We start from the raw sequence: 25766 nt of genomic DNA, 5'->3' as shown, positions 1-25766 counted from the left end.
GGCTCTAAGATTCTTTTAAAGCTGCGATCATCTCTTGAGTTGCTTTTTTACCATCACCAAACAACATCAAACAGTTGTCAGCAATGAAGAGTGGGTTAGGCACTCCAGCAAATCCAGGACTTAAGGAACGTTTGATAACAACAACTGTCTTTGCATTTCCAACATCCAAAATAGGCATACCAGCAATCGGTGATTTTGGATCTGTTTTTGCAAGAGGGTTTGTTACGTCATTCGCCCCATTGACTATCACAACATCAACATTTTCGAAAGTACTATTGATCTCGTCCATCTCTTTCAATCGATCATAAGGAATATCTGCTTCTGCAAGTAATACGTTCATATGACCAGGCATACGACCTGCTACTGGATGAATTGCAAAGGTGACATCGATACCACGTGCAGTTAAAAGTTGATATAAATCACGAACAGTATGTTGCGCTTGCGCTACAGCCATACCATAACCAGGGACAATCACTACACTACGTGCGACATCTAACAACATTGCGACTTCTTCTGCACTGGTTGACTTCACTTTACCTGAGTAAAAATCGCCATCATCTTTCATTTCTGTAGCGACAGCCCCGAATCCACCAAAAAGAACATTCGTCAAACTACGATTCATCGCTTTGCACATGATTTGTGTTAGAATAATTCCAGAAGCACCAACAAGTGATCCAGCTATGATGAGAACATTATTGTTAAGAACAAATCCTGTTGCGGAAGCGGCAATCCCTGAATAAGAGTTAAGAAGAGAGATCACAACTGGCATATCAGCTCCACCAATCGGGATCACGAGGAATACACCGAGAAGTAAACTCACACCACTTAAAATCCAATAAATGGATTCATCTGTGGGCTCTAAACATCCATACACACCAAGACCGACTGCTGTAAGACCAACTAAGATTTTAACAAGTTGGTCACCGGGATAACGAACTGCTTTTTCTGTAATAAAACCTTGTAACTTACCGAAGGCGATAAAACTTCCAGAGAAAGTGATCCCACCTACAATAGCGGAAAATACAATCGATACGATCTCTTGGTAGTTCACAGCAATTGCATACTTAGGAATGGAAAGTTGAAGCGCAGCGCCAGCAACAAATACAGATGCGATACCACCAAATCCATTGAGAACGGCAACAAGTTGTGGCATTGCAGTCATCTGGATTTTGATCGCTAAAATAATTCCGATGAGTGATCCAATTAGAACACCCGCAAGGATCCAATCATAAGTTAAGATGGCTTGGTCGAAGAGAGTTGCGACGACCGCAATGAACATCCCCAAGGCACCGAGTAAATTTCCTCGAGATGCTGTTTTGGGATGAGCCAATTGTTTGATTCCAACAATAAAAAGAATGGATGCAACAAGGTAAGATAGGTTAAGAATACTGACTAATTCCATTATTTAGGTGCGTCCTTTTTCTTAAACATTCCGAGCATTCTATGAGTCACAAGAAACCCACCTACCACGTTGATCGTAGCAAAAATAACAGAGAGTAAGCCCAAAATTTTTGTGACATTGCTCTCTTCGATCCCGGCTGCATAAAGTGCACCAATCAAGGTAATGCCGGAAATGGCGTTGGAACCCGACATAAGAGGGGTGTGGAGGATGGGAGGGATTTTTGTGATGATTTCAAATCCCACGAAGATCGCGAGGACGAAAATCGTGACGGCTGTAACAAATATTTCCATAAACTAGTAGTAGTTATGGAAAAAATGGCCATTTTGGAAACAAAATTTTCAGGAATTTTACCCAAACTGGGGCCTGATCCTCAATTTTGAAGCAAATTTCCTAAGGTGTGGATATGAATCTTAAATCGAAAATAGAAAAAAAACCACGGTTTCCAGCCTGAAGAATTCAATGTTTCCCCCTTCCAAACGATACAATTTGACAACTCGTCTCGGGGTACTGTTTTCAAATTGTATGGATCATTGGAACCTACAAGAAAGATCGTTCCAAAAGGATACAATGTCTAAAAAATAAAAACCAAACTTTTGTTATACGAAAGAAACCAAAACAAAATAATAATTTAATTAATGTTAGTTTATTTACTTAATAAACTTCAATCCAATAAAACTCTTTCTTATAACATAGATTTGTCGAATTTAACATATATTTGTAGCGATCCTCATGATGAAATCAAATCATTTGGAAACAAAAATCATTTGTGTGCTTTTTTCTCCAAGAAGCCAAAAGAAAAAATTTCGCAGGATTTCCCTAAAAAAATTTGACTCGTTTTTAAAATAGCAGACTCTAGTTGGGCAACTTTGGGTCAAAACCCTAAACATGGAGAACTTATTTGCGAATATTGAAAAACTTACCAAATTCCTTTCGAATCACTATGGGAATGATTGGGATCATAACTTGCTTCACACTTATGTCTTGCGAAACTAATAACAGTGACAATACGGCCACTGCAGGTGCACTTGCCCTCGTAACTAATAACAGTTCTACTTCAAGTAGTTCCACAACACCTTCCTGCACAACAACAGGAACCTGTAAAATATTTATCGCAAATCCAACGGCTCCTATCAATGCAGGTATTTCTGGCTTTGATACATACTGTAACAATTCGACTAATAAACCATCAGGAAGTTATACCTACAAAGCATTGGTTTCAGATGGAATCAAAAGAAGGGCCTGCTCTACTGCAAATTGCTCAGGTGGAACGTCTGAACATATCGATTGGGTTCTCAAACCGAACCAACAATACAAAAGAAACGATGGAACCACAGTGATTGGAACCACTAATGCAAATGGTATTTTTGTAACTTCACTGACAAATTCAGTTGAACCAAATTTGGTTACTGGTAGTGATGTGGTCCTCACTGGTATAAATGACAACTGGACACCAGGTGATGATTGTACTGATTGGACTGGAACTGGAAATACAATGATAGGAGCACATTTGGAAGTAGTTTACCGATGGTATGCAGAATCATCCAGAGATTGTAGCACTATGGTTAATAATACCTACCAAGGGAAGGCAATCTGTGTGGAACAGTAACAATCAGGAAAAATGGTATTATGAAAATATGTTCAATGAATCATAGTTCTGTTTTATAAATGATAAAAATAAACTATTATAACATACTAATGAATTCAATTTCCAAGAACATTGATCTTGGTGGAACCACTTTGGGTATTACCCTTATTACGGAGAATTTTATGAAAATTTTTAAAAACTTAGCAAATTCCTTACTCATATCAAATCTAATCATTATTAGCTTTACTTGTTTCTTACTCGTTTCTTGTGAACCAGGAAATACTAACAACGACACAACGACTGCCGGTGCTCTTGCACTCGTTGCAAATAACAGTTCTACTTCTAGTAGTTCAACATCATCCTCATGTGTAACAACTGGAACTTGTAAAATATTTATCGCCACTCCAACAGCTCCTAACAATGCAGGTATTTCTGGTTTGATACGCACTGTAACAATTCGCCAAATAAACCATCAGGTAGCTATGTCTATAAAGCCTTGATATCAGATGGAATAAAAAGAAGGGCCTGTTCTACTGCAAATTGCTCAGGTGGAACTTCAGAACATATCGATTGGGTTCTCAAACCAAACCAACAATACAAAAGAAAAGATGGAACCACAGTGATTGGAACCACTAATGCAAATGGTCTTTTTCCTATTCCACTTACCAATTCAATGGAACCAAATTTACTAAATGCTAATAATTATGTGATTACAGGAATCAATGCCGACTGGATCAATAGTGTTGATTGTGATAATTGGACTACAATAGGAACTGCAACTTTAGCACCAAATGGGCTGTTTGGAAAACATCAAAATACGGATGCTCTAGCTTTTGCGTTTGCTACCTCATCATGCTATGACCTAGTAAATAACTATAATGCGAAAGCCATTTGTGTTGAACAATAGAAACAGCTTGGTTCTCGATATACCTAAAGTTAAAATAAAGCATTTATTTTGACTCAAATCCATTGGAGCCACTTAAAGTATAGTGGTTCCAATGGTAATATGACAAATTGATTTTTTTATCTTACCAATATTTAAATAATCGTTCATACAAATCTTGATGGCTTTTATACTTTTTAAAATGTTTCCGATAACATTGATATGTTGAAATTGTCATCAATTTGTATCAGTATTCTCTAATCCAAAAATTCATTCAGAAACAACCGTTCACTTCGTACTTTTTTATTCATTCGCCAAAAAAGAAAAATAATCTTAGCATTTCCCTAAAATAAATTGACTCGCTTTCCAAAAAAGTCGACTCTAACCGAACAACTTTGGGTATTACCCTTATATTGGAGAATTTTTTTTGCAAAAACTGAAATACTTATCAAATTCCTTTTTTACAGTTAATTTAATCATTATTAGCCTAACCTGTTTAACACTCATCTCTTGTGAAGAAAATAGCACCGACAATACGGCTGCAGCCAGTGTGCTTGCACTTGCGTCAAATAACAGCAGTTCTACTGCTTCTACAACAAATACTTCTGTTGGTCCTTGCTCCACAACTGGACCATGCAAAATATTTGTCACAGCTAATACTTTTCCAGCATTGAATACGAATTTAGGAATGAGTGGATTAGATAATTTTTGCAACAACTCCGCAGAGAAACCTTCTGGTGGTGGCACGTACAAAGCACTTGTCACGGACGGTGCCAATCGAATCGCGTGTACAACTGCTAATTGTTCTGGTGGACCTTCCGAACATACTGGATGGGTGTTAAAGGCAAATAAAGAATATAGGCGATCCAATGGAACCACGGTGATTGGCACAACCAATGCCAATGGCATCTTTACCTTTCCTTTGACAAATTCAATTAGCAATGCAATTCCTTTTACAAATATGACAGCAACAGGACTGTATGCAAATTGGACTAGTAATAGTAATCATTGTTCACAATGGACGGGGACTGGTAGTTTCGCAATGGCAACATATGACAGTACATCGTCTGATGCAATCTATGCTGCTGGAATCGCTGGATGTACGAACAATGCGGCTATCATTTGTGTAGAACAATAACAATCGGGAACAATGGTTTTGTGAAGATTCAATCGCAGAACCATTGTTTTGTTTTAAAAATCCAATTAAGAACCTTTTTACAAAACTAGTTGGTCAGAATTTAAAATGAAATAACAACTAATGTTACAGTGAAGTTACAAACTGTACCCTAGATGCCATTCGGCAAGGAACCAACCGATTTCCCTAAAATAAATTGACTCAATTCCCAAGAACGTTGATCTTGGTTGAGTTACTGTATGGGTATTACACTTTTTATGGAGTTTTTTCTGCAAACTTTTAGAATCTTTCAAAAATTTTCACTTACAATCAATTTAATCATAGTTAGTTTCATATGTTTCACTCTTAGTTCTTGTGAACCAGAAAATAATAACAATATAGAAGCAGTCAGTGCTCTTGCACTCGTGGCTAACAATCGTTCCACTGGATCAACTTCCGACAATTCTTGCTCAAGCACAGCATATTGCAAAATATTTGTCTCTACAGCTTCTTATCCCGCCTTAAATACAAATTTAGGAATCAGTGGATTAGATAGTTATTGCAATAATGCCACAGACAAACCTTCTGGCGGTGGCACTTACAAAGCACTTGTCACAGATGAAACCACCCGAATTGCGTGTACAACTGCTAATTGCTCTGGCGGACCTTCCGAACATGCAGATTGGGTGTTAAAGGCAAATAAACAATATAGACAATCCGATGGAACTACCGTTATAGGAACTACGAATGCCAATGGACTCTTTACCTTTCCTTTGACAAATCCTCCACGAACTAATTGGACTGGCACAATGAATACGGCAACAGGGTTGCGTCCAAATTGGACAAGTAGTAATAATCACTGTACGGGTTGGAGGGCAGGCGGTACCTTTATGGCGGCACAACATAATGATACGAGTAGTCTTGCGATCAGTAATGCTGGAACCATGTCTTGCACGGACGATGCAAGAATCATCTGTGTCGAACAATAGAATCCATTTGATTCCCGAATCACCAACAATTGGTTAGCTTTTTGTTTTGACAAAGCCTAGGGAACCACTAACCTCTTCGGTGGTTCCCGAAATGAAATTCTATTTTATTTTTCTCTTCTTCCTTTTCCATTGCCAGGTCAGTTGGTATCATACTCGAGTTTCTTCAAACCAATCTGGTGAAATCCCAATTGCGGAAGGGGGAAACGTATTGGGAGAGACGGGAATATCCTGTTTTTTTTCTATTTTAAAATTCCAAGAATCTGGTTCTTCCAATGAACTCACACAATCCAATCTTCCACTCATCGACACCCAGTTCATTGAAAATATACGAACCAATTTAAAACTCAAAAATACGAATACAAGACATATCAAACAAATTGAAGGTATTCCTAAGTCCTGGCCTTATACTAAAGAGCTAGAATCCTTTCGGACAAACAAGTCATTTGAAAGGTTCCACCAAATAGAAAAAATGGCAATCGACCCAAAAGATAAAAAGACATTATTTAAATATGCTGAAATCATCGATGCAGATACTTTTTTATACACAGGTGATCATCCTAATCTTTTTGATGATATAGAGAATTGTGACACTTACTATAACTTATACTATGTAAGAAGAGAAAAAGATAGCTATAACCTTATTTTATTTTTAATCTCGCTTGGAATCATTCCTACTGTGAATTATGAAAATCATTATTTCATTGTATTCAAGAGAAAGTCCATCGAAACAGTACCAACTCTAACGACGTATAAATTTGGATATAGAAGAGTTCTCACATGGCTTTTATTACCAACATTCAATTTTTTTAACGAAGTTGAAAATTATAACAAAGACTATAGGTTCATAGATCATTCAAAAGATCAATTTTTGGCAGCGTTAGAAAACAAAAATAGCCAACCATTGCCAATCAAACGATTGAATCCAGTGTATGGTGATGTTCTTGGTGGAACTTACACTTCCGATTCCAATCTTTTTAAAACTCAAATTCCAGTGGATACAAGGTTTGCAGTCATTCGAGACGGAAAACGGAACGTAAGTTTTTTTGATCCTATCCATGGGCTATTTAAAATTCAAGCCATCAATGTGAATCAAAAATTAAATTCTGATATCATTACTGATGGAATTGAAAAAACATTAAAAACTTTTATCACAACCAATCTCATCGATAAAATCAAAAAAAATTATCCTAAATCTGGAATCATTCATGAAACCTATTCGCCTGATTATCGGGACGGAACATATACTTTTACTTTAGAAATTGCGAAACCGGATGTAGAGAAAGATCAGTTAAAAAAAGAATACTTTGTATTTTCTTGTTTTAAATCACAAAGTCAAATTTATATCCTAACCAGAAGTTTACCAAACGACACGAACGTGGAAACCTCACAAAAGTTAGCTGAATCAAATATCATAGATTTTTATTCGCAGGTAAATTTCCAATCGAAATACATAGAACCAAAACCTCTTGATTTGGATGTGACCTCTGCCAATCAAATGAAAAAAAATGTTAACGAAGAAGATGACGATGATGATGCTGAAGAGAAAGGCGAAGAAGAGTTAGCTGGTGGCGGAGGTGGTGGTACCTACGGAGAAATTGATTTAGGTGGATTGTTTTCGATTCTAAAAGAAAGGACATACATACCAAAAGGGAAAATGGACATCAAACCAGGCCGCTTTAAGTTCAATAATGCTCGCGTCAATGCTCCAAAATTCAATACAGGATCGAAGTTTCATATCAAACCCGGCCGTACCAAAAATTTTTCTAGTCCCAGTAAATGGCATCGCTAGTAAAAATACCTCTTGCCATAAAATCAACCTGTAACAATTGTGGTTACAAGTAGTATTTATGTCCATCCCTAGCCGATATTCTGTTGCCATTCATATTCTAACCATTTTGGAAATGGATGGAGAAGCTTCGTCAGAGGAAATTGCAGGATCTGTGGGCACCAATCCCGCAATCATTCGTTTGTTACTCGGGAAACTAAAAAAAGCAGGCATCATCAATGTACGTAGGGGAGTCAAAGGTTCCTCTTTGTCAAAACCTGCCAGGGAGATCAACCTACTCGATATTTATAAAGCAACAGAAAAAGAAGATGCCTTGTTTCTTTTACACGAACATCCCAATCCAAATTGCCCTATTGGCAAAAACATCCAATCGGCGCTTACAGGAATTTTAGACGAAGCGCAAAAAGCCATGGAAAACAAACTTTCAAAATACAATTTATCGGATGTTAGTTCAGAAATACGCCAACGGACAACATCGAAAAAAAATGGTTTTTATAAGAAACAAGTATAAGGAATTTATATTTTTTATAGTAGATGTAATAATGTAAGTTACAACAAAACAACAAGGGAGAAAAAGATGAAAATTACATTGATTGGAGCAACAGGGTTTATTGGAAGCAAAACTCTAGAAGAATCTTTAAACAAAGGATACCAAGTGACAGCTGTTTTACGAGATCCGTCAAAACTAAAAGTCGAACATCCAAACTTAAAAAAAATCCAAGGGGATATTTTTGATACAGATGGTTTGGCTAAGATCATTTCTGGATCTGATGCCGTTTTGGATTCTTATAATCCAGGATGGACAGACCCCAATATCAGAGAAAACATGATCAATGGATCTTTATCCATTCTAGGTGCCACAAAAAAAGCAGGCGTCAAACGGATCATTGTTATGGGTGGAGCAGGATCTTTGGAAGTTCAACCTGGAGTGCAGCTGATTGACACACCAGAATTTCCAAAAGAATATTTTGCCGGTGCCGATGGTGCAAGGCAGATTCTAAATCACTTACGATCAGAAAACGAATTGGAATGGACCTTCCTTTCTCCTTCTGCTGTTATCGAACCAGAAGGATCAAAAACAGGTAAATATCGTTTTTCAAAAGAGTCTCTTCTAGTTGATACCAATGGACATAGCCATATCTCACTGGCAGACTTAGTAAAAGCCTTTGTAGATGAACTCGAAGAAAGAAAATATGTAAAACAAAGATTTACAGTTGGTTATTGATTAGAATCAACATAATATACATTCGTATCACTTTGCATTCAAAGGTTACGAATGTATATAACTCCTAAACTTTTAAACTAGAAATACAAAAAATTGTAAACACAGACTGCTTGCCTCTTTCGGGCAGTGCCCTACCCCCATCTGAAATTCAATCTTAAACACCAGCATTTTCCAGTCCTATCGTGCTCTTCTGGACTTAGGACAAAAAGGTCTAGAAACCAAGTGGATGAAACAACAATCATTGGTACGACTACGGCGAAAGGAATATTTAGTTTTCCTTTAGAAAATTCATTTAATGCCACAACAATAGACTGTAGCCAACCATTGAAAGTCATCTGCGTCGAACAATAACAATTGGATTCCAAAAAGCTAACTAGTTATAAATCAGTTTGTATCGAAACCTTTCGAGTCCAAGTATATGGCAACGCTAAGTGGATTAATTTTTTATATCGCTAATGTTAAAGACGTGTTTTTAACGGTACTTTATTAAAAATGCGTCGTAAGTCCCTTGTTTGGTTTGGTTGTCAAAATTGCCATCTGTAGAGCCAGAAATGTAAAGAGTTCCGTATTTATCAGAAGAGATTCCCCTTCCATAAACTGTAGAACCAGCACTTCCAGAAGGACGAATCCAAAGTAAATTTCCTTGGTTATCATATTTAGAAAGGTAGGCATCTTGAATTCCCAATATATTAATGCCAAATAAATTTCCCGTAGTACTTCCTACTGTATAAATATGCGAAGTATTATCAGCGTAGATGCCATAGGTATATGTATTACTAGAACCACCTCCTCCTAACAAACGGGTCCAAAGTTTATCGCCATACATATTGTATCGAGTTAAAAACTGTACAATCGCCCCTGATTTGACTTGGCCGTCAAGATTGCCATTGACATCACCAGTTACATATGCAGAACCTTTTTTATCAATGGAAAGAGCTCTGATGCTACTTGAACTTCCAGAGATTCCAAGAAGTCGAACCCATTGAACAATTCCATTTGTATTTAACGCAAGCAAATATGAATCGGTGAGTCCACCTGGTAAGGAATTTCCAAAAAATGTTCCGGAACCACCGACTTGGCCCGCAAGTATAATATTTCTAGAATAAGGATCATATTGAATTTGTTGGCCATACGAACTAGGTCCTCCGTTATCAATCAGTCTTGTCCAAAGATAATCGCCTTTTCGATTGTATTTAAAGATAAATGTATTTCTTCCGCCTAATGCCGTGTCTGCATTGATAACCTGTTCTTCTGTGTTTCCCGTAATGTATACATTTCCTTCTGGATCAGATGTAACTCCTGATCCTAAGGTTTCACTTGCAGTTGGGAAGATACGTGTCCAGAGCACTGATCCTGCCTGGTTGAGTTTAATCAAAATACTTCCCGCACCATTTGTTGGTATTTCATTAAACGGTCCACCAGAGGAACCCACAATGTACAAATCGCCAAAGACATCCATATGGATTACTTCTACATAACTCGTTGCTGCACTTGGACTTCCCATTTGACGAGCCCATAATAAATCTCCACCATTAGTGAATTTTAAAACGAAGATATCGTTCGACGATCCGGGAGATATTTTTGTTTGTCCTGACAAAGATCCTGTGGTCGTACCCACAATGTAAACATTTCCGGAACGATCCGTGATAGTAGAAGGTGAACTAGTTTGAACTCCACCGGTTGCTCCCAAAAACCGCGTCCATTCTCGAACTCCTTGGTTGTCTTGTGGGATTTCTACACAATCAATTTCTCCTAAAAGGCAACGAAGTAATTGTGTTTCTAAAAAGGCATCTGTGCGAATATCTGAAGGATTATTCAATGGCAAAGGTTTACATTGACATAAATATAAAATGAATATAATTAAAAAATATCGCATTGGTATCACACAGTCTGTCTTTGCATTTTATTTAAATTGAATGACAGAGAATTACCACCTAACTCAAGATTGCTTGCCACAGAATGTCAGGTCCAATGTTTACTTTCATAACTTAGGACCTAATCAAAATTTATCGAATCGATAATGCTGGATCTAAAATTCCAGCTTCCAAAAATCCTTTGGCTCTTAAAATGCAAGAATCACATTTGCCACAAGGTTTCCCACGTAAGGGATCATAACAAGAATGCGTTAGGTGGAGTGGAGCGTCTACTTCGATTCCGAGTTCAATAATTTCTTTTTTGTTTAAGTGAAGCAGTGGAGTTTTGATTTGGATGGAATCACCTGTGCCACTCACTCCTTTTTTGGTTCCTAAATTTGCCATCTTCTGAAAAGATTCGATGAACTCAGGCCGGCAATCCGGATATCCAGAATAGTCGAGTGCATTGACTCCAATATAAATGGAATCATATCCATGACCCTCCGCGAGGGACAAAGCAAAAGAAAGAAATAAAATATTTCTTCCTGGGACGTATGTATTAGGGATTTCCTTTTCCACACCGCTAAATAACGATTTTGCATTCTTTCTCACCTTGATATTTTTTTCAGTGAGGGAACTTCCCAGAAAAAAACCTGGATCCAACTTTTGAATCACATGTTTGATTCCGAGAAGTTTTGCAATTTTTTTACTTTTTACTAATTCTATTTTGTGTTTTTGAGAATAATCAAAAGATAAAGCAAGGATTGGTAATTTTTTATTCTTTGGATGACCATATTCTCTTGCTGCTTCATACAAACAAGTGGTAGAATCAAGCCCACCTGACAAAAGTACTACGGCACCTTTTTTTTCAGATCTGGAATGAGGAGAGGAATCCTTAACGGAAACCATTTACTTTTTTGGACCTCTGTACACACAAGAACTAGTGCAAGTTTCGTACAAAGTGATTTTATCGAGTAAAGGAAGTTTTGGTTTTAATTGGTTCCAAAGCCAAACAGCAATGTTTTCACTTGTTGGATTTTCAAGGCCTGGAACATCATTCAATACATAATGATCCAAATGTTCGTCTAAGATTGGTTTTACGATGGATTTTAATTCACCGAAGTCCATGATCCAACCAGTGTGAGGATCAATTTCACCTTTAAGATACACTGCAAAACGAAAACTGTGGCCATGCATTCTTTTGCATTTGTGGCCTTCAGGAACATTCGGTAAAAAATGTGCGGCTTCAAAACCAAAGGTTTTGGAAAGTTCAAGCTCTTCCATTACTCTTCCGTCGCGTATTCCGTAAATAAAGACTTTTGATTTCCTGCATGATCTTGAAATTCCACTGGGTAATTGGAAGTGAAACAAGCATCACAAAATCCGCCGCCTTTGTGTCCTTCTACTGCTTTATGCATTGTATCCAAAGTTAAATAAGCAAGAGAATCCACACGAAGATACTTTTGAATCTCATCAATACTATGAGTCGATGCAATGAGTTCTTTATGGGTTGGAATATCGATACCATAATAACAAGGAGAAACCGTAGGTGGAGCAGAAACTCTAAAATGAATTTCTTTGGCGCCGGCATTCCGAATCATTTTAATGATTTTACGGCTTGTGGTTCCTCGCATCACCGAGTCGTCAATGATGACAACGCGTTTTCCATTTACCACTTCTTTCACCACATTGTATTTGATTTTGGCACCAAAGTCCCGAATTTTTTGGTCCGGTTCAATGAAGGTACGACCAATGTAATGAGAACGCACAAGACCACTTTGGTATGGGATCCCAGACTCTTCACTATAACCGAGGGCCGCAATGTTTGCAGAATCTGGAACAGGAATGATCACGTCGGCTTCCACTGGCATAACACGCGCAAGCTGGCGACCGAGAGATTTTCTTACTTTATAAACAGATTCTTCGAAGATATACGAATCAGGTCTTGCAAAGTAGATGTATTCAAATATACAAAGACTTGGTTTTGCTTTTGGGAATGGGTAGAGGGAACGCATTCCCGTATGATCGATAACAATCATCTCACCTGGTTCCACATCCCTTACATATTCTGTTTCGGTGATATCAAAAGCACAGGTTTCAGAAGCAAAGACAATGGCACCATCACTTCGTTTCCCCATCACAAGGGGGCGAAAACCGTTGGGATCTCGCACTGCAATTAAGTATCTTGGAGTTAAAACTAACAGAGAGTAGGCACCGCGAACTTGTGCAAGTGATTCACAGAGTGCTTCTAGAAGGTCTGTTTTATGGCTTTTCGCCATCAAGTGGACAATGACTTCGGAATCGATGGTGGTTTGAAAGATCGATCCGTCTCTTTCGAGCTTATTTCGAATGTCCCAGGAGTTGACTAGGTTACCATTGTGGGCAAGTGCCACAGGACCTAAGTGGGATTCCACGCGGATGGGCTGAGCATTCCTTAGAAAACTGGCTCCCGTTGTGGAATACCGGTTGTGACCAATGGCCGAATCCCCTATGAGCTCTTTGATCTTCGGTTGAGTGAAGATATTTGCCACGAGACCCATGTTGGCATACCGGTATAAGTGAGAACCATCTGTTGTGACGATCCCACTGGACTCCTGGCCTCGGTGTTGCATTGAGTACAAACCTAGGTAGGTAAAATTAGCAGCTTCCTTGCTATTGTAGATGCCGAAAATGGCACATTCTTCTTTTGGTTTGTCAGATTGGAGAATCATTGTTAGAATGACAATTGCAGTATTTCCAAAATCCCAATTAGATGCAAATCAATTCCAACTATATTCTCGTTGATACAGCAAAAGCTTTGGATTTAGCTCTGATCAATCTCAGACAGTCCAAAATCATGTCGATCGACACCGAGTCCTCCGGTTATTACACGTACTACCCCAAAGTTTGTCTCATCCAGATCAATTCTAATGGCAAAAATTACCTGATTGACCCTCTAAAAATCACAAATTTGTCAGCTTTGGGTCCTTTGTTTGCAGATCCGAACATTCTCAAAATCTTCCATTCGGCACAAGATGACATCAAAGCCTTAAAAAGAGACTTTGGGTTCAAATTTGTGAACACGGCAGATACAATGATCAGTTCTCGATTATTGTCATTAGAACAAAGTTCTTTGTCACATGTAGTAGAACATTACCATAAAGTAACACTTTCCAAAGTAGAACAAAAGTCTAATTGGGAAATTCGTCCTCTTCAAAAACAACAACTTAAATATGCAGCACTCGACACTGCTTATTTAGAATCCATTTGGTTAAAAATGGAAGAAGAACTCAAACGAAGATCTCTTTATGATGAAGCTATCTCCGAATTTGAATTCATTGCATCCGAAGAGTATGTAGCCAAAGAAGGAGAAGGATTTTCTCTTGGAAAATTTCCTGACATTCTTAATTTCACTCCGCTTGAAAGAAGAAAAATTTTAGAACTTCTTCGTTACCGTGATGAAAAAGCAAAACGAATTAACAAAGCTAGTTTCCGAGTTTTTAATAACGATCGTTTATCACAAGCAGTGAAAGGACATCCGAACGAAGAAAAATGTGTGGAATGGTTTGGAAAAAAAGACGGAACAGAAATTTTCAAACTATTAACTGCTGAATACAATGATCCTATCGATACATCAGAACTTTCGAAACGTCATGGCGAAGACTTAAACGAAGATGAAAACCATAAATTCGAAAATGCTAAAAAATGGCGACTCCGCATTATGCGCGCTAGACGAATGGAACACTCCCTTCTTCCTTCGAACAAACAACTCATTGTTATTTTGCGAGCAGCACCAAAAACCTTAGAAGAATTAAAAGCCCTCCATGTGTTTTCGGATTGGAAAGTACAAAACTATGGCCCAAGTTTACTTGCTGCCATCCAAGGACTTCCTTTTGATTCGATGATCAACCGTTTGGTGGCCATTCGTTCCAAAGAAGCATTTGTTGCCAAACGTAGGAAAAAACAAAACCAAAACTCGAAAGACGAGGGTTGATGTTACCCTACGAGTCCTTTGTAAAAAAACTTTCAAGGGACTTTGATGAAATTCCTGACACATCAGAAGTGAAGTCAGGAGTGATTTTTCCTTTATATGGATCCAAAGATATTGCAGAAGGAATCATTCTTACTGAACGTTCCAAAAATCTAAAATCCCACCCCGGCCAAATTTCTTTTCCGGGTGGAGTCAAAGAAAAAGAAGATTCCAATCTTTTAGTCACGGCCCTTCGGGAATGGGAAGAAGAGATGGGTGTCCAAAGTTCTACTTTGAATGTTCTTGGAAAACTAGAAGGGCTCCATACAAGAACCGGTTTTCATATCACTCCATTTTTGGCCACCTATGAAGGTGATTTATCCTTTCAGCATAACACAGAGGAAGTGGAACGAGTCATTCTCCTTTCCTTTTCCGATCTTTGGACAAAACCTTTTTATGCCATTCAAGTGCCTGGCCGGGAACATTTTGCTTATTATTTTGATTTAGGAGATGGTCTCCTTTGGGGTGCTACCTGCGAAATGATTTTGCGATTCCTACGGGCACATTCTTCTTTTGACAGAACTCCCCTTCTCGTGAAACCAAACCTAGTCGTTCCGCCTTTTTTAGATCCCAAATCCCTCTAAGGTCAATTCCTGTTTTCGCCGATGGTGTACAGGTGCGGAAAAAAAATAAAAACCAGCAACTGAAAAGGAATTTTGCCATCCTCATTTTATTTTTTCTTTCCTTTTTTCCCCTTTCCCCGCAAGTACAACCTAACAAACGATATGTTTTTATTTTAGATGCCAGTGGTTCCATGTCTGAAAAATGGGATGGAAAAACAAGGATGGCCGTTGCCAAAGAAAAATTATTACAAGTTCTTGGGGGATTGCCAAAAGATGTGAGTGTGGGACTTGTTGCTTACGGAAACCGAATCGCAGGATGTTCATCCGCCAGGTTGTATCACCCCATCCAACGAGGAGCTGCATCTCTTGTGAGCCAAAAAATTTCGTCCATTGTGCCTGCAGGATCAACACCCATCGCCCAAACCTTAAACTTGGTTGGTGAGTTTCTTTTGAATGATCTTCAAGAAACGGAGATTATTTTTATCTCCGATGGGGTGGAAAGTTGCGATGGAGATCCAAAAGCCGTTCTGTACCAACTGAAACAATCCGGAAAAAAATTTCGATTACAGGTGCTAGGGATCGACATTGACCCCAAAGGAGAGGAAGATCTCAAACGGCTTTCCATCCTTGGAGACGGACATTATTATTCTTTGAAAGGTCCTGAAGATTATGATTCTTCTTTCAAACAAATCTTTTTTTCCTCAGAACAGGAACCCAAGCTTGTCTCGGAAACCACCAATCACAATACAAATCTAGCCGCACCATCCCAAAACCAAATCAAAATCCTGAATATCCTTCCTTATGAAGATGGATCAGAATCTGGTTACATTCTGAATTACGAATACACTGCCAAAACCAATACTTCCTATATGGTGCAGTTGTATCTTTATCCAGCAGAAGAAAAACAACGAAGTTTCCCTGTTCCACCGCTTCGAGAGCGAAGGATGGGAGACCTCACCAAACATCAAATTGAATTAAAAATTGGGCCAGAAGGAAAAGGTCGTTTTGTTTTCCCTTTGCCCGCTGGAAAACGTATGAAAGCATCCGCAGAACTTTGGGATTTGACAGGGGTTCCGAAAATTCTTGCCATTTCAGAGGAAAAACCCGTTCACGAGAATCTCAGTTCTGGCCGAAACTGATAGTAATGAGACAGAATTCGACAGCCTGGACCAACTCCTTACGAGTGACTTTTACCCTAGGAATCCTTGTTTCTATGGGGTTTTTTCCTCTTTTAGCCGATCGTTCCGTGAGTCAAATTTTTGCGGACGAACGAAACCAACAAGGGGAACTCCTCTACAAGAAGGCAAAAGAGTTTCTAGAGGATCGGAACCACTACCAATCGGTGGAATCCTGCAAAAGCTTTTTATTACTCTATCCAGGCCATTCCAAAACACGCGAAGTGCGAAAAACCTTAAGTTCCAACTACCGAATGACAGGCGATGTATTGGCACTTGCTGAAAACGAACTGAAAATTTATAAAGAATTTCCCAATACGGAAGAAGGACTCGAATCCTACTTAATTTCTGGCAAAGCCTATGTCCGTATGGGCAGGGAAGACAAAGCGTATCAGATTTTTCAGGACATTATCAAAAATACGTATTCCAGTAAAATTGCACAAGAAGCGGAATTAGAACTGACTCAGATGGAAATTTTAGGAGAGAGTAAAAATAAGTAATTTTTACGAAAATATTGCCCTAGGGATCTCCGATAATAAACTAGGCACGTTGAGCAAAAAGGGTTCAGAGATTTAAGAATGTCGTTTTTTCAAATGGTTACTTTCCCAGCGAACTCCTACATCATTGTAGAGGGGAAAAAGGATGCGAACAATTTCTATATCATCCGTGAGGGGAAGGTACGTGTCACTCGTGAGACGGCTGTTGTCGGAGAAGATCCAAACCAAGTTTTAGGACCTGGTGACTTTTTCGGAGTGGTGGCAGCTATGAGCCAACACCCACAGATTGAATCTGCCACTTCACTCACCAACGTATCTTTAATCTCTGTTAGTTACGACCAATTTGGAACCCTGATCCAAAAGTCTACGGCAGTTGCGATGAATATCATTCGTTTCTTCTCAATGAAGTTACGACAATTTGATACTACAATTACAAGACTTTCTTTTCGTAACGCCGTTGAAGAAGATCCAAACGAACTTTTTAAAATTGGCGAATATTACTTCCAACAGCAAAATACATCACACGCTACCTTCGCTTACCAAAGTTATTTAAAGCACCTTCCTAACGGACAGTTTGTACCGCAGGCAAAATTACGTTTGCAGACAAGCAACCAACCTTTCCAAGCACCGCCCATTGATTACAATAAATTCAATCGAAACTATAAAGATAGTGAGATGATTTTTTGTGAACACGAACCAGGTAAGGAACTATTTATTTTACAAAGTGGAAAGGTTAAAATTTCCAAAATTGTAAACCAGAACGAGGTGATGCTCGCAGTTCTCCAAGCAGGGGACATTTTTGGTGAGATGGCAATCCTTGATAACAAACCTCGTTCCGCGTCTGCTGTCGCAGCGGGCGATGTGGAACTCCTTGCCATCAACAAAGCCAACTTTGAAGGAATGGTAAAAGCCCAACCACAATTGGCAACAAGGCTTATCACACTTTTATCCGAACGAATTTGGATTGCCTACAAACAGTTAGCTAACCTTCTTTTGAAAGACCCACAAGGCCGCATCGTAGATACACTAATGACTTTGGCCGAAAAAAATCGAATCAAAGTGGCACCCAAACAAGGTTACAATTTTGAAATTGGGACCAAGGACCTTCTCAAAATGGTGGGACTTACGGATCCAAAAGATGAACTTTTGATCTCAGATATCATGAAGAATAATAAATTTATTCGTATGGACATGGGAAAAATTGTTTGTACGGACATGGCAGAACTAGAAAAACTCGTCCAATTCTATCATAAAAAGGCTAACATGGAGAATAAGCTAAAGAAGCTGAAATAACTTCTTGCAAACTTTCCTCTCCTGACTTACGTTAGAGGCCAACGAAATATGAGTGATAAGATACTAGTCGAAGAAAAGGGAAACACGATCCGTGTTCGTTTTATGGATCAGATCCTTGATGGAAACGCACCAGAGTTAAGAGAGATTTTAGCGGAAATCTTGGAGAAGAACGTTCAAGAAATCTTTTTGGATTTGGAAAAAGTGGTGATTGTGAGTTCCCTAGGAATCTCTCGTTTGCTTTCATTCAAAAACAAAGCGGATGAAAAGAAAATGACAGTGAAGATTGTCAATATCCAAGATAAACTAAAAGAAACTTTGAAGAAATTGATGTTGGATCAGTTTTTTGGTCTTTAAACCAAAAAACGATCCATTCAAAAGATAGTTATTCTAATTTACTGGTTTCAATCCTTGAGTAGCTAAATCAGCTTCCATCATGATTCGAACCAACTCTTTGAACTTAACCTTTGGCTCCCAACCTAACTGAAGTTTTGCTTTTTCAGGGTTACCAATCAAAAGTTCCACTTCCGTAGGTCTGTAGTACTTTGGATCAATTTTAACAAGAACTTGGCCGGTCTTTTTGTCCTTACCAACTTCTTTCTCAGCTTTGCCTTCCCATACTACTTCAAATCCAGCAATTTTGTAAGCTTCTTCTATGAATTCACGAACTGTATGTGTTTCATTTGTCGCCACAACATAGTCATCTGGAGTGTCTTTTTGCAACATCATCCACATCATTTCTACGTAGTCTGGAGCATATCCCCAGTCGCGTTTGGAATCAATATTTCCCATTGTGATGTGTGGGAGTTTTCCAGCTTTCACTTCAGAAACACCAATGGTTACTTTTCTTGTGACAAAAGCTTCACCACGACGGGGAGATTCATGGTTAAATAAAATTCCGTTAGAAGCATGTAAATTGTATGCTTCACGGTAGTTAACGACTGCCCAATAAGCATAAAGTTTTGCAACTGCATAAGGGGATCGTGGGTAAAACGGCGTTTTTTCTGTTTGTGGTACTTCTTGGACAAGTCCGTAAAGTTCGGAAGTTGAAGCTTGGTAAAAACGGGTATTGATCCCTGTTTGTTTGATGGCATCTAAAATCCGTAAGGTTCCGACCGCATCCACTTCCGCAGTGTATTCTGGAACTTCGAAAGAAACCTGAACATGGGACTGAGCTGCTAAGTTATAGATTTCCGATGGTTGGATTTTTTCTAAGATTCGGTTTAGGTTCGAGGAATCCGTCATGTCTCCATAATGGAGGCGGAGGTTTGGGTTTCCGTGCAGATGTTCAATGCGATTGCGATTGAAAAGGCTCGTTCTACGAACGATCCCGTGGACTTCGTATCCTTTTTGGAGGAGGAGTTCTGCCAGATAGGAACCGTCTTGGCCTGTGATTCCGGTAATGAGTGCTTTTTTCATAGATCAGGGATCAGTATTTTAAATTTCTTTCGTAAGAAAAGGAAAAATGAACCTAGAAAGGTAAATATTCTCAAAAAGTAGCACCGATTTGCTTCTTTCTGTCTCATTCTCCTCTATTTCGACTCGAAAAACTCCTAACCAGGCTAAATCAAACTAAAACAAACCTTCATATACTTTCGCTTTCTTCGTTGTTAAAAGAAAAGGACGGCCAAAGGAATTGGTGAGTGAGGCATCGGGATTGACTCCAGCCGCTTGGTAAATGGTGGCGATGAGATCTCTTACATGAAGGGCCTCCTTTGGATTCACAGGTTTGGATCCTGTTTCATCTGTTTCGCCTAACACGAATCCTTTGGCAAAGGGTCCACCTCCAAGTAAGGTTGACCAAACTTTAGGATGATGGTCACGACCGTCTCTTGATCCTACATCTGGGGTTCTACCGAATTCACTGGTAAGAACAAATAACGTTTGTTTCATGAGCCCTGTATTATATAAGTCTTCGAGTAGAGAAGCAATGCCCATATCGGTTTCTTTCATTATTTTTGTGACTTGTGCTTTGTTGCCTGTATGTGTGTCCCATCCTCCAATCGAGATATGAATGAAAGGAACTTCTTGTGCTGCAAGGCGTTTCGCCAGTAACATAGCTTTGCCTTGCCAAGTGGTTCCGTAACGAGCACGAGTTTTTTCATCTTCCAAACTGATTCGAAAACTATCTATGTTTTTGGAATTCCGAAACTCTTCGGCCGCCACGAGCATATTTTTCCAATGTTTGGATTCTTTTGTGGGATAGGTTTTAGAAAACTCTTCATTCATAAAGGAAACCAAGTCCTTTCTTCGAAGGATCCGATCATCAGAAAATTTTCCATAGGATGGGTTTAGATGTTGGATGGGTTCATCCACATTTCCAACATGATAACCAGAATAATCGATTCCTAAAAATCCAGAGTTCCCATTTTTACTACCACGACCCCCAATAGTCACATAACTTGGAAAATACGAAGATTTGACTTTCGATTTTTTAGCATAAGCAATCACGGCACCAAAATGAGGAATGTCAGGAAAGCCCATCGCTTCTGTCATTCGGTATCCCGTACCCAGTAACATTTGTGCGAATCCATGATCCCCTTCTTCACTCCATGTAGACCTAACAATTCCAATCGAATGTAATTGTTTTGCGGTAAGAGAAAATGGTTCCAATACAGAAAGTCCAGAAATGCTGGAATTTACTTTTCCAAACGCACTGTTTGGTTTGGGATCTAATGTATCGACATGGCTCATCCCTCCCATCATTTCAATAAAGATGACGGACTTTACTTTAGAAGGAAGGGTAATGGATTCCTCTTCTTCTTCGGCATGTAGACTTCCAAAGGGATTTGTAGAAAACAAAAAGGGACTGAGTCCCAAACTGAGAATTGATTTTTTTAAAAATTCTTTGCGATCCATGATGATTCCCTAATTGATGTGTTGAAACTCTTGGCTATTGATCAGAGCCCAGAGAATGTCTTGGAGTAAGTCTTTGTCAAAAACAGTATCTGGTTTTATCAAAAGTGTTTTTATTTTTTCTTTTTCCCCTAAACTTGGCTCTCTACCTAAAAGTCGAAAGTAAAGATTGGAAATAACCAAATTCATTGATTTTAATTGGTCAAACTCTTGTTTCACCAAAGACTCTTTGTTACCAAAATCCCAAACCAATTTTCCCACCACACGACCATTCATTAGAGTTAACATTTGTTCAATGGTAAGTTCTGAGATATCATCAGAAATATCCACTCTTGGTCCAGACCCAAATACAGATAACATCGTATGATAAGGCGCTGGTCTCTCTACCTCAGCTGAGTTGGAAAATTCTTTTGGGTTTTCCTGAGGAATTCGGATACTACCTATTCCAGTCAAATCATAAGGTTTTTTATCCATAAAGCCAGAGATCCAAGATAAATTCCTTTCTCGAATGTTACCGATTTTTTGGGAATCAGAGACTCGAATGAGAGAGTTGAGAAGTTGATCACTGTCCAATCGATTGGGAGAAAAATAACGAATAGGATCTTGGTCGTTTGGATTGTTTGTCAGTGAACGATTGTAAGCATTGGAAGTCACAATGTATAAAATGAGCTCTTTTAGTTTTAAGTTGTTTGTCAAAAAATAAGAATCGAGATGATTTAGAATCTCATCTCCAGTCACCACAGTATCTTCATTCCAATCATCAAGTGGAGTGAAAAAACTCCAACCCATAAGTTCTGTCCAAACTCGATTGATGATCACTTTCCGAAACCGATCATTGGATTTATTTGTTAACCAAGTAGCAAAGGCTTTTCTACGATCCTCTCCAGGTAATAATTTTGCTTCTTTCCCATCTAAATACTTTGGCCTTACTAAATCACCTCCAGGGGCATCGTCAGTATGAGGAAAACGAAGTCCAAGTTTGGGTTGGTAATATAGAGTTGCGTATTCCACCTCATGTTTCTTTTGGTAGTCTTTTCGTTGTTCGTCGGTCCATTTGCTCCAATTGTCTCTATTCCATTCATTGTTTTTATCTTGAAGATTTTTTTGTTCTTCCATTGGAAGATGAACTTCTAATTCTCTCGGAACATAACTCAAAGTTTTTCCATAACGATCTGCTTCCCAAGATCCATCTCGAAAGAACTGTTGGCTAAAAAAGGCTGCGAGTGCATAATAATCTCTTCTTGTAAAATCCGAAATATAAGGATGGTCATGGCATCTGGCACAAGCCACTCGTTTTGCATAAAATAACCTTCCAACATACTCGGCTGTTTGTAAAGGATCGGCTCCATCACGAATATAAAACATGGTTGCTGGCGATTCTTTTACGTTGCCAGTAGAGGTTAACATTTCTTGCACCAATTGGTCATAGGGTTTGTTTTTATGAAGGGAACTGGCAACGTATTCGAAAAACGAGCCTGTTGGAATTTTACGACCTTTGGATTTGTCCCGTAACATAGAGGTGAACTTGGTTCCCCAGTATTCGGCAAACTCAGGTTGTTTTAAAAAACTTACTGCAAAAGATTCTAAACTTTGGTCGGCAGGTAGAGCTTCTAATTCTTTCCATTCGTTGACACTGGGAATCACACCTCGCAAATGAAGAGATAACCTTCGAAGTGCAATTTTCTTTTCCGTCTTAACTACATTAGGTGATAATTTCAAATACAAACTATCAAGTGGATGAACTGCATTCTGTTTTGATCGAGAATGAAGGTAACCAAGAGAGAAAATCAGAACGACAAAAGAGAAAAAGAAATAACGAAACTTAAGAACTAGATTTAGTACCAAACGCATGTTGGTAAGATTCTATGTGGGATTTTACGAATTGGAAATATTTTTCTTGCAAAAGTCAATTTTTTGCAGATAAACCTTTGTTGCGATGGCAGAAGAAAGAATCTATGAAATGCTTTGGGACTGCGAATATTGCGGAACTAAAAAATTGTTAGGTAAAACACATAGGCATTGTCCCAATTGTGGAGCCACACAAGATCCCAATCGAAGATACTTTCCGAGCGAAGCAGACAAAGTCGCTGTCCAAGATCATGTCTATTACGGAGCAGACAAGGTTTGTCCTTTTTGTCAAACAGCCAACGGAGCCAAAGCCACGTTTTGCGGAAACTGTGGTGGTTCCCTAGATGGAGCTCAAAATGTAAAACTCAGATCCGACCAGGATGGACTCACGGAAGACTTGTACAAAAAGCAAAAGAAGATTTAGACTTCCCCAATTCCGATTGGGTCAAACCACATCCAAAAACTCCCAAATGGGTTTTGTGGCTACTCGGAACCATTGTTTTTGGTGGGATTGGATTTGTTTGCCTCGGTGTGTTATGGACAGAAAAAGTAGAATTACAAATCACTCACCAAGAATGGTCTCGCACAATAGCCATCGATCAGTTCAAACCAGTTTCCGAATCTGAATGGTGTGACTCCATGCCTATCGGTGCGTACAGTGTGTCCAGAAGTCGTGAGATCAGAAGTTATAACAGCATACCTGATGGAGAAGATTGCCATACAGTTCGTTCGGATCGTGGAGATGGAACTTTCTCCGAAAGTGAAAGTTGTACTACCAAATACAGACAAGAACCTGTGTACGATGACCATTGTAGTTACCGCGTCGATAAATGGGCCTTTGAGAGAAATGCAGTGGCAAAAGGATTTGGAACCACACAAGAACCTTATTGGCCCTCTCCCCAAATCCGCGAATGTACAAGCACTAATATTGGCTGTGAACGTTTAGGAACCAAAGAAGAAAAATATATAGTTCATTTCACAGAGTCCACTGGTGAAACCAAAGGGGAAAAACATGACTGTGAATTTGATATGGCCAAATGGAAATCACTTCCATCCAAAGCACTCTACCAAACAGAAAAAAGTGTCATCTTTAATTACATCACTTGTGACACCATACAAACGTTAGAAGGGAACGTAAAAGAGGAATAAAATGGACCAAACTTGGTTAAAATCTACATTAGAACGTTTTAAGAACGAACAAGATCCCATCCGAAAGTTTTTAAAGGAAATCAAACTATTCGAAGAAGCTCTAGCCAACCAAGAGTATGAAAAAACCGATCTTCTCATCCGAAAAGAACTCGGAGGAATTCTAACCTCTTTTAAAGAAAGTTTTCGTAAACTAGAAGAAGGGTTTGTGGCGAAGGCAGAAATCCAAAACATCGGAAAAACAAATCCAGCAACCACGCTTCTGGATCGAATCATAATGAAAGTAGGTTCTGCTGGGTATGGACTGAATGGACTCGGTACTGGGGTCAAAGCCACTGCGGAAGAAATGGAAAAATTACTAAACCATGACTTTTCGATGTTGGAAAAAGTGGGGAACATACAAAAAGAAATTTTGGATACCCTTCCCGCTGCTTTTGTGACTAATCCAGAAGCGGCAATTGAATCAATCAACAAATTATTGTTAAACTTTGAAACACAATTTGAATCTAGAAACTCAATCTTTTTAAAATAAGAGAATAAGGAAATAAACAATGGCACTAATCGATAGAATTAAATTTGAAGGCAGCCCCAATGAAATCGTTTGGAAGTATCCATCTGATGAAATCAGCACTGCAGGGCAACTGGTGGTGGATGAAAACCAAGAAGCCATTTTTTTTAAAGAAGGAAAGGCTTTAGATACTTTTGGTCCAGGAACTCATACATTAAAAACGGGAAACATTCCTATTTTAGAAGCTCTCGTCAATCTTCCGTTTGGTGGAAAAACTCCTTTCACAGCAGAAGTTTATTATGTAAACAAAGCCATCTTTGCAATGAAATGGGGAACCAATACCCCAATCCCTTTGGAAGATCCAAAATACAAAATTGTTTTAAACATTCGAGCCTTTGGAGATTATAAATTACGAATCAAAGATTCGAGGTCCTTTTTACTCAATGTGGTGAAAGGTGGAAATCGAACTACCAACGAATCCATTGATGAATTTTTAAAACCAAATATCGTTCGTGGGATTGGTGATTTTATTTCTGAAGTCATTTTAAACAACAACACTTCTGTAGTTGAGATCAATAAATATAGGGATGAAAGTTCCACCGCAGGAAGGGTCAAACTGGCTCCTGAATTTGAAAAATATGGAATCGACTTAACAGAGTTTAACGTATCTTCGGTGAACTTTGACCAAAACGATCCCAACTACCAACGAATCCAAAAAATCATTACCGATAAATTCGAAATCGATATGCTTGGAGACAAATACCAACAAAAGAAAATGTTTGATATTGGGCAAGCCGCTGCAGAAAACGAAGGCCAAGGTGGTGGTGCGATGGGTGCTGGGATGGGAATGGGAATGAATATGGGCCAAATGATGGGAAGTATGATGAACCAAGGCGGAGGCCAAGGTGCGGCACCTGCAGCCAATGACCCAGCTGCTCGCATTGCCAAACTCAAAGGTTTACTCGACCAAGGCCTCATCAACGCCGAAGAATTTGAAGCCAAAAAAAAAGAAATTCTATCTTCTTTGTAAAATTGGC

The 25766-nt window shown here is 38.9% G+C and carries 27 protein-coding genes; 17 read left to right on the top strand and 10 right to left on the bottom strand.

Annotation, left to right across the window (positions count from 1 at the left end; translation table 11 throughout):
- Positions 1–4: 4 nt before the first annotated feature.
- Together CH364_RS15995 and CH364_RS15990 are read right to left on the bottom strand one after the other, a co-directional pair.
- Complete coding sequence (locus CH364_RS15995; protein WP_100743524.1) at positions 5–1402, bottom strand: NAD(P)(+) transhydrogenase (Re/Si-specific) subunit beta; 1398 nt, start codon at positions 1400–1402, stop codon at positions 5–7.
- Complete coding sequence (locus tag CH364_RS15990) at positions 1402–1692, bottom strand: NAD(P) transhydrogenase subunit alpha part 2 (RefSeq protein WP_100743525.1); 291 nt, start codon at positions 1690–1692, stop codon at positions 1402–1404. Before CH364_RS15990 ends, CH364_RS15995 begins: the two co-directional genes overlap by 1 nt.
- Before the next feature lie 608 nt (positions 1693–2300).
- On the opposite strand from CH364_RS15990, the gene CH364_RS15980 reads away from it, so the two are divergent.
- Positions 2301–3008 carry a DUF1554 domain-containing protein gene (locus CH364_RS15980; RefSeq protein WP_243401318.1) on the top strand — a complete coding sequence of 236 codons (708 nt, stop codon included), beginning with the start codon at positions 2301–2303 and terminating at the stop codon, positions 3006–3008.
- Between the two features lie 76 nt (positions 3009–3084).
- Here CH364_RS15980 and CH364_RS18850 read toward each other — a convergent pair whose 3' ends face one another.
- Positions 3085–3435 (bottom strand): hypothetical protein, encoded by a 351-nt coding sequence (locus CH364_RS18850; RefSeq protein ID WP_243401319.1) that lies wholly within the window; start codon positions 3433–3435, stop codon positions 3085–3087.
- Between the two features lie 48 nt (positions 3436–3483).
- Between CH364_RS18850 and CH364_RS18845 the strand changes: the two genes are divergently transcribed.
- From CH364_RS18845 to CH364_RS15945, 6 genes are all read left to right on the top strand, one after another.
- Entirely contained in the window at positions 3484–3894 is a 411-nt protein-coding gene (locus CH364_RS18845; protein ID WP_243401320.1) for a DUF1554 domain-containing protein, read from the top strand.
- Between the two features lie 403 nt (positions 3895–4297).
- Positions 4298–5008, top strand: a complete 711-nt coding sequence (locus CH364_RS18840; protein WP_243401321.1) for a DUF1554 domain-containing protein — start codon at positions 4298–4300, stop codon at positions 5006–5008.
- Between the two features lie 254 nt (positions 5009–5262).
- Entirely contained in the window at positions 5263–5973 is a 711-nt protein-coding gene (locus CH364_RS15960; RefSeq protein ID WP_100744693.1) for a DUF1554 domain-containing protein, read from the top strand.
- A gap of 91 nt (positions 5974–6064) precedes the next feature.
- Complete coding sequence (locus tag CH364_RS15955; protein ID WP_100743530.1) at positions 6065–7762, top strand: hypothetical protein; 1698 nt, start codon at positions 6065–6067, stop codon at positions 7760–7762.
- A 58-nt stretch (positions 7763–7820) separates the two neighbouring features.
- Positions 7821–8270 (top strand): Rrf2 family transcriptional regulator, encoded by a 450-nt coding sequence (locus CH364_RS15950; RefSeq protein ID WP_100743531.1) that lies wholly within the window; start codon positions 7821–7823, stop codon positions 8268–8270.
- Positions 8271–8336: 66 nt separating this feature from the next.
- The gene (locus CH364_RS15945) at positions 8337–8984 is read left to right on the top strand and encodes an NAD(P)-dependent oxidoreductase (RefSeq protein ID WP_100743532.1); all 648 of its coding nucleotides are present in this window, start codon (positions 8337–8339) and stop codon (positions 8982–8984) included.
- Between the two features lie 472 nt (positions 8985–9456).
- On the opposite strand, the gene CH364_RS15935 is transcribed toward CH364_RS15945, so the two are convergent.
- The 4 genes from CH364_RS15935 to purF all read right to left on the bottom strand — a co-directional run bounded on the left by CH364_RS15935 (position 9457) and on the right by purF (position 13548).
- A complete protein-coding gene (locus CH364_RS15935; protein ID WP_243401322.1) occupies positions 9457–10803 on the bottom strand; it encodes an SBBP repeat-containing protein in 1347 nt (448 codons plus the stop codon).
- Positions 10804–10990: 187 nt separating this feature from the next.
- Positions 10991–11746: a 7-cyano-7-deazaguanine synthase QueC gene (queC, locus tag CH364_RS15930; protein WP_100743535.1), complete on the bottom strand. Its 756-nt coding sequence runs from the start codon at positions 11744–11746 to the stop codon at positions 10991–10993.
- Positions 11747–12121, bottom strand: coding sequence for a 6-carboxytetrahydropterin synthase QueD (gene queD / locus CH364_RS15925; RefSeq protein ID WP_100743536.1), 375 nt, complete (start codon positions 12119–12121; stop codon positions 11747–11749).
- Entirely contained in the window at positions 12121–13548 is a 1428-nt protein-coding gene (gene purF / locus CH364_RS15920; protein WP_100743537.1) for an amidophosphoribosyltransferase, read from the bottom strand. Before purF ends, queD begins: the two co-directional genes overlap by 1 nt.
- A gap of 41 nt (positions 13549–13589) precedes the next feature.
- On the opposite strand from purF, the gene CH364_RS15915 reads away from it, so the two are divergent.
- From CH364_RS15915 to CH364_RS15890, 6 genes are all read left to right on the top strand, one after another.
- Positions 13590–14810: a ribonuclease D gene (locus tag CH364_RS15915; RefSeq protein ID WP_100743538.1), complete on the top strand. Its 1221-nt coding sequence runs from the start codon at positions 13590–13592 to the stop codon at positions 14808–14810.
- Entirely contained in the window at positions 14810–15430 is a 621-nt protein-coding gene (locus CH364_RS15910; RefSeq protein ID WP_100743539.1) for an NUDIX hydrolase, read from the top strand. Before CH364_RS15915 ends, CH364_RS15910 begins: the two co-directional genes overlap by 1 nt.
- 32 nt (positions 15431–15462) lie before the next feature.
- On the top strand, positions 15463–16548 hold the full coding sequence (locus tag CH364_RS15905; RefSeq protein WP_100743540.1) for a vWA domain-containing protein: 1086 nt from the start codon (positions 15463–15465) through the stop codon (positions 16546–16548).
- A 5-nt stretch (positions 16549–16553) separates the two neighbouring features.
- A complete protein-coding gene (locus tag CH364_RS15900) occupies positions 16554–17084 on the top strand; it encodes a tetratricopeptide repeat protein (protein ID WP_165779504.1) in 531 nt (176 codons plus the stop codon).
- A 78-nt stretch (positions 17085–17162) separates the two neighbouring features.
- The gene (locus CH364_RS15895) at positions 17163–18374 is read left to right on the top strand and encodes a Crp/Fnr family transcriptional regulator (protein ID WP_100743542.1); all 1212 of its coding nucleotides are present in this window, start codon (positions 17163–17165) and stop codon (positions 18372–18374) included.
- Between the two features lie 48 nt (positions 18375–18422).
- Positions 18423–18728: an STAS domain-containing protein gene (locus tag CH364_RS15890; protein WP_100743543.1), complete on the top strand. Its 306-nt coding sequence runs from the start codon at positions 18423–18425 to the stop codon at positions 18726–18728.
- Between the two features lie 33 nt (positions 18729–18761).
- Here the strand turns inward: CH364_RS15890 and gmd are convergent, their stop codons facing one another.
- The 3 genes from gmd to CH364_RS15875 all read right to left on the bottom strand — a co-directional run bounded on the left by gmd (position 18762) and on the right by CH364_RS15875 (position 23078).
- The gene (gene gmd, locus CH364_RS15885; protein ID WP_100743544.1) at positions 18762–19790 is read right to left on the bottom strand and encodes a GDP-mannose 4,6-dehydratase; all 1029 of its coding nucleotides are present in this window, start codon (positions 19788–19790) and stop codon (positions 18762–18764) included.
- A gap of 153 nt (positions 19791–19943) precedes the next feature.
- Positions 19944–21230: a DUF1501 domain-containing protein gene (locus CH364_RS15880; protein ID WP_100743545.1), complete on the bottom strand. Its 1287-nt coding sequence runs from the start codon at positions 21228–21230 to the stop codon at positions 19944–19946.
- 9 nt (positions 21231–21239) lie between these two features.
- Positions 21240–23078 carry a DUF1553 domain-containing protein gene (locus CH364_RS15875; protein WP_100743546.1) on the bottom strand — a complete coding sequence of 613 codons (1839 nt, stop codon included), beginning with the start codon at positions 23076–23078 and terminating at the stop codon, positions 21240–21242.
- 85 nt (positions 23079–23163) lie between these two features.
- On the opposite strand from CH364_RS15875, the gene CH364_RS18835 reads away from it, so the two are divergent.
- Genes CH364_RS18835 through CH364_RS15860 form a run of 4 tightly spaced genes read left to right on the top strand, consistent with a single transcriptional unit; the run spans position 23164 to position 25759 of the window.
- Positions 23164–23499: a hypothetical protein gene (locus tag CH364_RS18835; RefSeq protein ID WP_243401323.1), complete on the top strand. Its 336-nt coding sequence runs from the start codon at positions 23164–23166 to the stop codon at positions 23497–23499.
- Between the two features lie 53 nt (positions 23500–23552).
- Positions 23553–24224: a hypothetical protein gene (locus CH364_RS18830; RefSeq protein ID WP_243401324.1), complete on the top strand. Its 672-nt coding sequence runs from the start codon at positions 23553–23555 to the stop codon at positions 24222–24224.
- A gap of 1 nt (position 24225) precedes the next feature.
- Positions 24226–24753, top strand: coding sequence for an LIMLP_15305 family protein (locus CH364_RS15865; RefSeq protein WP_100743547.1), 528 nt, complete (start codon positions 24226–24228; stop codon positions 24751–24753).
- Between the two features lie 19 nt (positions 24754–24772).
- A complete protein-coding gene (locus CH364_RS15860; protein ID WP_100743548.1) occupies positions 24773–25759 on the top strand; it encodes an SPFH domain-containing protein in 987 nt (328 codons plus the stop codon).
- Positions 25760–25766: the final 7 nt, after the last annotated feature.

It is taken from the genome of Leptospira harrisiae, assembly GCF_002811945.1.
GTDB classification, from domain to species: Bacteria; Spirochaetota; Leptospiria; order Leptospirales; family Leptospiraceae; genus Leptospira_A; species Leptospira_A harrisiae.
The sequence above is the reverse complement of the archived record's forward strand: the minus strand, read 5'-3'. Positions and strand labels throughout refer to the sequence as shown.